The sequence below is a fragment of the Nostoc sp. NMS4 genome (genome assembly GCF_017115095.1).
GTDB lineage: Bacteria > Cyanobacteriota > Cyanobacteriia > Cyanobacteriales > Nostocaceae > Nostoc.
The window spans coordinates 24357-34877 of the sequence record NZ_JABXKI010000235.1 but is presented as its reverse complement, the minus strand read 5'-3'; the positions used below and the strand labels follow the sequence as shown (position 1 = coordinate 34877).

Annotated in this window: 6 protein-coding genes and 1 pseudogene; 5 read left to right on the top strand and 2 right to left on the bottom strand. The window is 41.1% G+C overall.

The genetic code is table 11. From position 1 onward, the window contains the following. Nucleotides 1–2509: GAF domain-containing sensor histidine kinase (locus HWQ37_RS21090; protein WP_292750509.1), on the top strand; the 2509-nt coding region annotated here is incomplete at its 5' end. Nucleotides 2510–2890: 381 nt separating this feature from the next. Here the strand turns inward: HWQ37_RS21090 and HWQ37_RS21085 are convergent. Both HWQ37_RS21085 and dnaN read right to left on the bottom strand, forming a co-directional pair. Continuing rightward, nucleotides 2891–5143 carry a cytochrome-c peroxidase gene (locus HWQ37_RS21085; RefSeq protein WP_292750507.1) on the bottom strand — a complete coding sequence of 751 codons (2253 nt, stop codon included), beginning with the start codon at nucleotides 5141–5143 and terminating at the stop codon, nucleotides 2891–2893. A gap of 368 nt (nucleotides 5144–5511) precedes the next feature. Further along, nucleotides 5512–6675 (bottom strand): DNA polymerase III subunit beta, encoded by a 1164-nt coding sequence (dnaN, locus tag HWQ37_RS21080; protein ID WP_292750505.1) that lies wholly within the window; start codon nucleotides 6673–6675, stop codon nucleotides 5512–5514. Nucleotides 6676–6878: 203 nt separating this feature from the next. On the opposite strand from dnaN, the gene HWQ37_RS21075 reads away from it, so the two are divergent. The 4 genes and pseudogenes from HWQ37_RS21075 to HWQ37_RS21060 all read left to right on the top strand — a co-directional run. Continuing rightward, on the top strand, nucleotides 6879–7679 hold the full coding sequence (locus tag HWQ37_RS21075; protein WP_292750503.1) for a hypothetical protein: 801 nt from the start codon (nucleotides 6879–6881) through the stop codon (nucleotides 7677–7679). A 217-nt stretch (nucleotides 7680–7896) separates the two neighbouring features. Further along, entirely contained in the window at nucleotides 7897–8955 is a 1059-nt protein-coding gene (locus tag HWQ37_RS21070; protein WP_292750501.1) for an aromatic ring-hydroxylating dioxygenase subunit alpha, read from the top strand. Further along, on the top strand, nucleotides 8939–9844 hold the full coding sequence (locus HWQ37_RS21065) for a ferritin-like domain-containing protein (RefSeq protein WP_292750499.1): 906 nt from the start codon (nucleotides 8939–8941) through the stop codon (nucleotides 9842–9844). Before HWQ37_RS21070 ends, HWQ37_RS21065 begins: the two co-directional genes overlap by 17 nt. A 39-nt stretch (nucleotides 9845–9883) precedes the next feature. Next, nucleotides 9884–10521, top strand: a pseudogene (locus tag HWQ37_RS21060) (P-aminobenzoate N-oxygenase AurF); the annotation flags it as partial.

The window sequence follows — 10521 nt, the reverse complement described above, 5'->3', positions numbered from 1 at the left end:
TTGTATCAAGCTTTATATCTGTGGACAGCAACCTGTAATGCCAGAACAAACTATATATCCACTAATCGAGCAATATAATATCTGGCAAGAACATTACAAGTTTACTAACTACGATGTTTGGGCGATTTCAGATATACATAACACTCCTGGCTTCCGAAGTTTGCAAGTTGCTTTTCAACCAACTAAAATTCGCAGCGTGTTGATGATCCCACTCCAATATCGTCAGCAGTTGTTGGGCTACTTAAGTATTTTCCGCAATGAAGTAGACATAGAAACTTTATGGGCGGGGCAGCATGAGTGCGATCAAAGGCAACTGTACCCCCGACGATCCTTTGAGGTTTGGCGCGAATCTAAAACAGCACAAGCTCAAAAATGGACAATTGAAGAGATTGAACTGGCTAGAAACCTCAGTAAACACTTTGCTTCCGCAGTTCAGCAGTATGAATTACAGCAACAAGTACAAGTCTTCAATGAAAATTTAGAAAAACAAGTTAGAAGACGCACAGTTGAGTTACAACGGTCGTCTGAACAAGAACAGGCTGTGTTTAAAGTTATTGCCGAGATTCGAGAATCTCTGGACACAAATACGATTTTTATAACCACAACTAAAGAAGTTTGTCAATTAATCAAAGCCGATCGCGTTTCTGTTTATCGTTTTGATGCTAATTGGGGTGGTGAATTTGTCGGAGATTTCGAGGCTGCTAGTCCATACTGGTCGAACGAGTCAGAACTAGGTATTAATACAATTTGGAATGACACCTACTTACAAGATACAGAGGGAGGACGTTACCGCCACAATGAAACATTTGCAGTCGATGACATCTACAAGATGGGGTTTACTCAGTGTCATATCGACAATCTACAGCAGTTTCAAATTTACGCTTTTGTGCTTGCGCCGATTTTTGTTGGGCAAAAACTTTGGGGTTTGCTAGCAACTTATCAACACACTGGCCCCCGACAATGGAAAACTTCTGAAGTTAACTTTCTCAGCCAGATTGCGGCGCAAATGGGTGTAGCACTCCAGCAAGCTGATTTACTCACTCAGACACAACAACAAACATTAGATTTGCAACAAGCAGCAGAACAACAACGGGTATTGTTTGAAGTTGTGGCGAAAGTTAGAGAATCTCTTAACCTAGATGCAATTTTTCAGACAACCACCCAAGAAATCTGTAAATCACTACAAGCGGATCGAGTTGCAGTCTACCGCTTCGAGGCTGATTGGAGTGGTGAATATATCGCCGAATTTGTGGGTGATGGCTGGGTAAAAGTAGTAGATTCAGATACCACCACAGTTTGGCAAGATAGCTATTTGCAGCAAACCCAAGGTGGGCGATATCGTCACAATGAAACCTTTGTAGTCGATGACATTTATCAAGCTGGCCACTCTCAATGCCATGTTACAGCTTTAGAGCATATTCAAGCAAGAGCTTATGCGATCGCACCTATATTTATCGGGCAACAGCTATGGGGCTTACTAGCAGCTTACCAGAATTCTGCACCCCGCCATTGGGAAGCCTCAGAAATTAAGTTTATTACTCAAATTGGCAACCAGCTTGGGGTTGCACTCCAACAAGCCCAATTACATAATCAAACCAAAGAGCAGACCCAAAAACTGACTCAAGCTTTGCATGATTTACAGCAAACTCAAACCCAGTTGATCCAAACTGAGAAAATGTCCTCACTAGGTCAACTGGTAGCTGGTGTGGCTCACGAAATTAATAACCCCGTGAATTTCATTTATGGCAACATCAATCATGTCAACGATTACACTCAAGATTTGCTCAGTATATTAGAACTCTATTTACAAAATACTCCCAACCCTAACCCTGAGATTAGCGATCGCGCACTTGAGATCGACTTAGAATTTATCATAGAAGATTTGCCCAAAACTCTATCTTCCATGAAAATTGGGGTCGATCGCATCCGGCAGATTGTCTTGGGTTTACGGAATTTCTCTCGCCTTGACGAGGCAGAAAAAAAGCCAGTTAATATTCATGAAGGCATTGATAGCACCTTGCTAATTTTGCAGCATCGCTTGAAAGCAAAACCAGAAAGTCCGGCGATTAAATTAGTCAAAGAATATAGTAACCTTCCTTTAGTGGAGTGCTATGCCGGGCCGCTAAATCAGGTATTTATGAATGTTTTAAGCAATGCAATCGATGCTTTAGAAGATTACACGCAATCTCAATTAAAACATCATAACAGTCAAATTACTATCAGTACTGCTCTTGGAGAACTTGAAGGCAATATCAAGAGCGTAATCATTCGCATTGCAGACAATGGACCAGGAATACCCGAATCTTTAAAGGCGAGAATTTGCGATCCATTTTTTACAACTAAGCCAGTGGGAAAAGGCACTGGCTTAGGGTTATCAATTAGTTACCAAATTGTTGTAGATAAACACGGTGGTGTGTTGAGATGCGATTCTCAGCCGGGGTTAGGTACAGAATTTTGGATTGAAATTCCGATTAAACAAATCACCAAATCGCACCATCAGCTCCCCTAGTTTGGGTTGAACAAAGCCAAACTCAACAAAATCAGGCTTTTGCAAGTCCCTTATTTAGGATTAGTAACGTAGGTCGAATCGTAGTAGGTTTTACCATCTTGGGTAGTTTGGGTGATTTAGCGCTGATTATGTGAAGCTGAAGGGGATTGAGGAATTGAATAGCGTCGGCAGTTGCCTGGGTGCGGTGTAGAGAAGTCAACTGCAACAGTTCAACAGCAATTATACGTAAAGATTCCAATCAAGCTCTTCATGCCATTAGCAGCCAGTCTGTATCGCTCCACCTGGCAACCCGATTTCAATATTTTGTATAATTTCCGGTGTTGGGGATTTAGTGCCGGGTTTCCCCCACCAAAAGCTCCCCAACACGGAAACGCTATTTACTTACCACTGTCTGGAAGTGACGAGGAAATTTGGAGTGCCATTACCACCATGACTACCAACAGCAGGAATTTCCAGTAGACTATCTGTGGCTTTGCCAGTACCATCATTGATCACGTATGTAGAATCACCCGGATGTCCATTTGGAACAAACAGTTGTGGGTGATCAAATGGCGCCTTTTCATAGCGGACTCGCTCATCAGTGAGCGATTTGAGGAAGGCTACCAAATCATTTTTTTCGGCTTCAGTTAGTCCCAACACTGCAAGGGCGCTTTGTTTGCGGAAATCTCCGCCACGACTGTATAAGTCTACCACTTGCTGCAAAGTTAAAGAACCACCATTGTGAAAATAAGGGGCAGTCAGTTCGACATTGCGGAGTCCAGGAGTTTTAAAACTACCATCCGCAAGTATTGTGTCCTTAGAGCTAACTGTGGTGTTGGATGGGGAACCGAGAAGTTGCTGGAAAGTTCCCAGTAGAGCCAGTCTCGTTTCCGAAAGCGGATTCCCAAATGGGTCATTACCTCCAACACTAACATCTTCTAATGTCGGTCTGATGCCGATATTGAAAAAGCCATTGTCAAAGACGAATCTACTGAAATTAGGGATCTTAAGAATCCCAATCCTTTGTTTCTGCACAGAACTCACAGAAGCACTGCTAAGTTCTGCCCCATTATGACAAAGGTTGCATTGAGCTTTACCCTCGAACAGTTGTTTCCCCCGTTGCTGTTGCCCAGTTAGGGCAGTGGTGTTTCCTTCCAAGAAGCGATCGAGTGGGGTATCGTTAGCGATGAGCGTAGATTCGTACATTTGAATTGCCAGCCCAAAAAATAGCGAGAAGTTGTACTCTATTAACCTGTACTCATTGGTTTCCAAAGAGCGATCCGGTTTCTTAACAAAAGTTCTCACACCCTTAGCATCAATTTGAATGAGTTGATTAGACTTCCACCACTCCGACTTGAAGGCATCTTTAATTAGGCGATCATAGCTTTCATCTCTCAGTCCAGGTTCAGGCCATCTGCTATCTGTACCTAAAACACTGTCCTGTGGATGCACAAGTTGTTTCCCTAGCGGCCTCAGAGGAAATAACTTTTTAGCAAGTTTTCTGGGGAGCTTCTTACCCTTGCTAACGCTGGCGGATTTGCGATCAATTGATCCGAACTTATCACCTATTTCTTCAAAGGTAAGACCATCAGAAGATTCCTCGAAGGAGCTAAGTGGTGGATCGACTGCTTGAGAAGCTAAAGACGAATTATTGAGGCTGATTTTGACAAATTTTAGCTGATTTGGAGTCTGTGCTTTGACGACAGAAGCATGAGAATCTCTCAAACCAAAGGAATTCACTCCATTAAAGATGTTTTGCGCTCTACCGTCCCAGAAGTTGCGGAAGTTAAATACTGCATTAATCGCAGTTGGCGCGTTACGTGGCTCGACGCGACGTACATTTACACCTCCCACGTTAAACACGGGATCTGGTTGAAGCGTTACTTGGTCTTCTGCATTACCCGGTATTACATCAACAAACTTGGTATTGATAACTCCTTGGGAAGAGGCGATATCATTCCGGTCAGACACAACTGTTGTCGGATCATTTGGATTTGACAACTTGTGAAAGGGAAAATCTTCTGGCTTGAGCTGGTAGTTCGGCCTACCGCCGACATTAAAAACCGTATCTGGGTTTTCTGTGCCATCCGCGTTGATCCGCATCAGACCAGGAGATATCTGATTTTTTGATCTGCTGTCGGCTCCGGCATGGAAATGGCAAGTAGCACAGGAGGTTTTTCCATCGCTACCAACTTGCATATCCCAAAAAAGAGCCTTTCCTAACTTAATGGCGGCTACTTTGTCTTTTATAAAGTCTCCAAGATTATCAGGTTCTGGAACCGAAACAGTCTTGAGAGAAGCTAGAGGTGGTAACGCCGTAACCTGAGCAGATACAGTATTTCCAGCTATTACTGCTGCCACAACGATCGCAGCAATTGTTATAGTTTTTGACAGTCTTGATACCAGCCCGTTAGATTTTACATAACCAGATTCCCCCCTTTTACGCTTTGGATCAACTGGAAATTTAAATGATGCTCCACGATCCTCTTGGTCATTAAAAGACCATAATTTGAGATTTTTTAGTAAACTCCGAATTCCCTGCTTGATCTGCACTACCATCGATTTGAGCAAAAATCGACCTTTGCCGGTTAGCAGCAAAAACATTGCAAAGGTAGCAAAAAGCAATCCCAAACTGACTATGCGTAAAATTACCATGTTTCCATGTCAGAAAAGAATCAAGTGATTATACGACTTATCTAAAGTTTTTCACACACTCCTTTAGGATGATCTTATTTAATTGATCAAGTTAAAATTACACCAAGTTAGATCAGCTTACCCTGTCCTGACGAACATCCCTCTCCTTACCAAGGCTAGGGTGTACACACAAGTCTTATAACCTAGCCCCACAAAGTTTTTATCCCCCCTAGCCCCCCTTAAAAAAGTGGGGGAAAAGAATAAACCGTAAATTCTGTTAAGAGAGACTTATGTGTACACAGTAGCTTTTTAAGGAGGGTTAGGGAAGATAAAATCTTAACCCAAGCGTATTGAGTAATAAATCATTTATTGGGTTTATATCATTCTTTTTAACTTCTAAGTTGCACCGGCATAGCTAAATAGGTCATTTTCAAACCGCCCAATGGTGTAAAAATCACTGGAGTTAGGCTTTGATTCAAATGCATTTGAATTTCGGAAGATGGTAACTCTTTCAAGCCTTCCATCAGATATTTAATGTTAAAAGCAATGTCAATATTTTCACCAGAAATGTGTGCCGGCATTGACTCTCTACCACTACCCACATCTTGAGCTTCACATGATAAGGTAATCTCTTGAGCTTCGCTATCAATACTAACCTTGACAATATTGTTTTTCTGATCTGCTAACACAGCAATCCGTTCTAAAGTGCTGACAAATTGTCGCCGTTCAATTGTTACTTGTCGCTCAAATTGGCGCGGAATTAATTGTCGATAAGCAGGATATTGCCCTTCTAATGTGCGACTAGTCAAACGTTGATTTTGCCATGCAAACACGACTTGACCTTGATCGAAATATAAAGCTACAGGTTCATCTGATGAGGCGCTATGAGCTAGCATTCGTTGAAGTTCGCGTAATGCTCTAGCTGGTACTGTCACTTCTAATTGACTAGTTCCGCCTAAAGGGCGCTCGTTGCTAGTTTCTACTACTGCGAGGCGATGTCCGTCGGTAGCTGCAAATTCTAGGGTATCTTGTTTAACTGTTAAATGTACTCCGGTGAGTACTTGCTTGGTTTCATCACCACTTGTCGCAAATAATGAACCGCGTAATCCCTCAATTAATGCGGTGGTGGTGAGATGGATTACTTCTGTATTTTCAATTACAGGTAGTTCGGGAAATTCTTCTGGCCCCATCGCTCGGACTTGGTAATGTCCACTTTTGGGTGTGAGTGTAACAATTAAACCTTCTCCACCAGATGTTGCACCTGTAAGGGCTGATTCATCATCAAGAGTGATTTCGCCTTCTGGAAGACGAGAGGTGATGTCTACAAGTAATTTAGCAGGAAGTGCGATCGCGCCACTTTGCCATACCTCTGCATTAAAGCTGGTGCGGATTCCCAAGCTGAGATCGAAGGCTGTTAAGCTTACTTGGTTAGTTTCAGCATCCGCTTGTAACAGCACATTGGCAAGTACTGGATGAGTTGGTCGTGAGGGTACTGCACGACTCACAAGTGAGAGGTTTGTACTGAGATCGCTTTGGGAGCAAACTAATTTCATAAGTCAGATTCAGCTGGTGAAAGATATACTAACACCCTTATTGTTAGTATGCGAGTAGTGGGTGGGTATCTTATTTGTTTACTGATATCCTGCATTTGTCCAATCTCCCACCCTCGCTTAAGTTAAGACAATAAGTCTCTGGTTTCACAGTAGTGTAAATAACCATTCTGAAATCTGTCACATAAGACCGTAAATTTACCATAATGGTCGATAAAGTTTTAATTAAAACATCATATAAATTGAGTTTAGGTAATTTCCGAATAATGAAGAGTTTGCTGATTCCTGTTCAAAAGTTGCAACCAAGCGATCGCACTGCCATGTATGCGTTGCTACAAAATCACTTTCAAGGTATAACTTGGGATGGATTTGAAATTGATCTAGAGCGTAAAAGCTGGGTTTTATTATTGAGAGATGAAACATCCAATGCACTTAAAGGATTTTCAACTCTGATGTTATGCCAAAAGACTTTTTTAGGAGAAAAAATTAGTGTGGTATATTCGGGCGACACTATTGTTGATCCGAGTGCTTGGTCGAGTACAACACTACCACGAAGTTGGATTGCGGCCATCAATTTTCTGCATCAACACTATGCAGAAAATAAACTTTACTGGCTGCTAATTTGTTCTGGTTTTCGCACTTATCGTTTTCTCCCTACTTTTTGGCAAGATTTCTACCCTCGTTATGATGTCACAACACCTATTGATATTCAGCATCTAATGGGGAATTTGGCACAGGGATATTATGGTAGCTTATATCAAGAAGCAAGTGGTATTGTCCGGTTTCCCCATCCCCAAATTTTGCGGGAAGGGTTGATTGAAATTCCGTCAGGACGACAGACTAATCCTCATATCCAGTTTTTCGAGGAAAAAAACCCTGGCTATCGGTTAGGTGATGAATTGGTTTGTTTAACTGAAATTAATTATGATAATCTTACCTGTGCTGGACAACGGATGTGGCGGTCAAAATCATTGTTAGAATCTGTGCAAGATTCTGTTCTTATTTAATTTTTATTCGGTATAAATTAAAAAAATTGCGCCAGATAATTTAATTACTTTTTCTGGCTACTACGCTTGGGTTAAGGCTAGTAATCTTTATCAAAGCAATTTTTTTAACGAACCGCAGAGGCGCAGAGGACACAGAGAAAGGAAAGAGAAGGAAAAAATTGCTTAACTGAATTATATTGCTTTATATATGAACTTTAATGAGCATCGGTGATATTTTATGCATTCTACCAGCCCACATTTAAACTTTAACAATCCAAGGCAATTTGTAGAGGGATGGTACTGGGCATTACCATCGAAAGAATTAAAAGTTAGCCAGGTGAAAGCTGTAACGTTGTTGGGTAGAAATTTGGCAATTTATCGGGGAGTTAGTGGTGAAGTGGTAGTGGTGGATGCTTATTGTCCTCACATGGGCGCTCATTTAGCAGAAGGTAAGGTAGAAGGTGATGGAATTCGCTGTTTTTTTCATAATTGGAAGTATGATAGTGACGGAATTTGTGTAGATGTTCCTTCTCTCGGAAAACCTTTACCTGTGTGTATTAAAACTTGGTATACGGCGGAAAAGTACGGCATGATTTGGGTTTGGGTGGGAGAAGAAAAGCCAAGTTTGCTGCCTTTTGTTCCCGAACTAGAACACGCAGATTGTGATTATATATTGGGGACTCGGTTTGTCAAAAACTGCCATCCCAATGTGTTACTAATTAATGCGATTGATGCTCATCATTTCAATACAGTACACAATCTGCCCTTAGAGATTGTATTTGATTCTCAAGACCTCAACTCTAAAGCTATTACCTTCAGTAACACTACACGGGGAGGCGATGATTCTTGGATAATTCGCCTGATTCGTCCTCTATATCGCAATGAAGTTACTTATAGTATGTGTTATTGGTATGGGAGTACTGGTACTGTCACGTTAGGGCCAGATTTCCTACACTTTTACATTATATTTACGCTGCGAATGCTCGAAAGTGGTAAAACAGAAGGGCAAACAATTCTTGTGACTCCCAAGCGTCCGGGATTTTGGGGATGGGTTTTAAATCGTGGTTTGTTATGGTTAACTCAGCAGGTTGGTAATTATTTTGCAAAAGGTGATACGCAGGTATTTCAAACAATTCAGTTTGATTTGAAGACTCCCACCAAAGCAGATCAATCTATTCTGCAATTTATTCAGCACGTTAATCACCAGAAAGCTTTAAAATGGGGAACTTGGGAAACTCTTAATTATCCGAATATTCAAACCCAAATTGAACAGGAAAAAAATGGATTTAAAATATAATATTGTTGGTTTTGACCTACCACACACGGATTCTGATAACCGTTTGCAACGGATATTAACAGGAGCATTACCTAATCAAAATAATTATGCTGATTACCCGCAATTAAATTATTGGGATGCTGATTTTTTTAATTTACATCAAGTCAAAGTTTTTCAACAATCTAATAGTAATGAACAATCTGCTATTCTGGAAATTGCCAACCGCAGTTTATTAGAAGAATCATACTTCATTGAAAAAGCAGGTGTTGGCTATATGGCAAAAATGGTACTGTTAGCCGAAACAGTTGAAGAACGAATGCTTTATGGATTGTTTACGGCTGATGAAGCTACCCACCTTCATCAAATTAGCCATTTTTTACCAGCAATGGAAGTAAAAAGTACGGACGATCCGTTTTTACGCTTACTATCAGAAGTGGTGGAAAGTGCAGATAAAACAGTTTTATTGTTTGTGCTGCAAGTCGTTTTAGAAGGATGGGGTTTAAGCCATTATCGGCGTTTAGCAAAGGAATGCCGCTATCCAGTTTTAGCAGAACTCTTTTCTAGTTTTTTACAATCTGAATCGCGTCATCACGCTACGGGAACCACCTTGTTTAATCAAATTACTGTTTCAGTATTTAGTCAAACAACAATTCTTGATGTATTGGCACAGTTTTTGTTTATGGTACAGGTGGGGCCACAAAGTTTACTCACAGCAGTCGAACAAGTCAAAGGACATCTGACGCGATCGCAAAAAATCCAAATTTTAGAAGAACTAGATACAGAGACTCATAGCGGAACCCGATTACAAATATTGCGATCGCTCATGGGAGGAAAATCAGCCCAGTCTATCCTGCAAAATTTAGAAGAACGCGGAGCTTTTGAACCACTCCCCGCCCATCAATGTGTGTAATAAATATCAATCTTATCTCTGCGTGAAATAAAAAAAGATATGGAAAAAACTATTCATCGCAAATTACAAATTAACCACACCCGCAACAAACAGCAAGATCATACTGTTTTAATGGATGAAGCTGTCACCAAGTTTCGCTATGAAGATTGTCAAAACGAGTACTGGAACCCAGAGGAATTTTCACTGCTATATGGTACACCTTTATGGTCACAGTCCAGCCAACATCAGCGTATAATTTTAAACCAACTTTACTGGGTAGCTTACTACTCACAAATTGTTTCTGCTGAAATTGCAACTATCTTTTTCAATCAAACCAGTGCAGCCGGACTTTACGCTCAAGAAGATTTTCGCTTAATCTGCGATACATTAGATTTGGAATCCGCCCAAGAGCGATCGCACATTAACGCCTTCCGCACAATTGCCAAAGAGGTTGAAGAAGCGTTATTTGGGGAACTGATCTTTACCTACCCCATGCGCGGCCCCTTTACAGAAACGATGGTTTATGCTGACACCAATGCCCTAAAAACTTGGTGGAAAAAAATTCAACTTCAATACTTTGGGCTGATTTCTGCGAATAATACTTTTTTAGCTTGTCAGTATTTCACCGTGCGGGGAGTGCGGACACTAAACGGCAAGTTAGTACAGCACAAACTCAGCAATTATTATCAAAAACATCC

Excerpts from the sequence above, each read along its gene's own strand:
- HWQ37_RS21085 (WP_292750507.1), bottom strand. The coding sequence starts at position 5,143 with ATGGTAATTTTACGCATAGTCAGTTTGGGATTGCTTTTTGCTACCTTT.
- dnaN (WP_292750505.1), bottom strand. The coding sequence starts at position 6,675 with ATGAAATTAGTTTGCTCCCAAAGCGATCTCAGTACAAACCTCTCACTT.
- HWQ37_RS21075 (WP_292750503.1), top strand. The coding sequence starts at position 6,879 with ATGGTCGATAAAGTTTTAATTAAAACATCATATAAATTGAGTTTAGGT.
- HWQ37_RS21070 (WP_292750501.1), top strand. The coding sequence starts at position 7,897 with ATGCATTCTACCAGCCCACATTTAAACTTTAACAATCCAAGGCAATTT.
- HWQ37_RS21065 (WP_292750499.1), top strand. The coding sequence starts at position 8,939 with ATGGATTTAAAATATAATATTGTTGGTTTTGACCTACCACACACGGAT.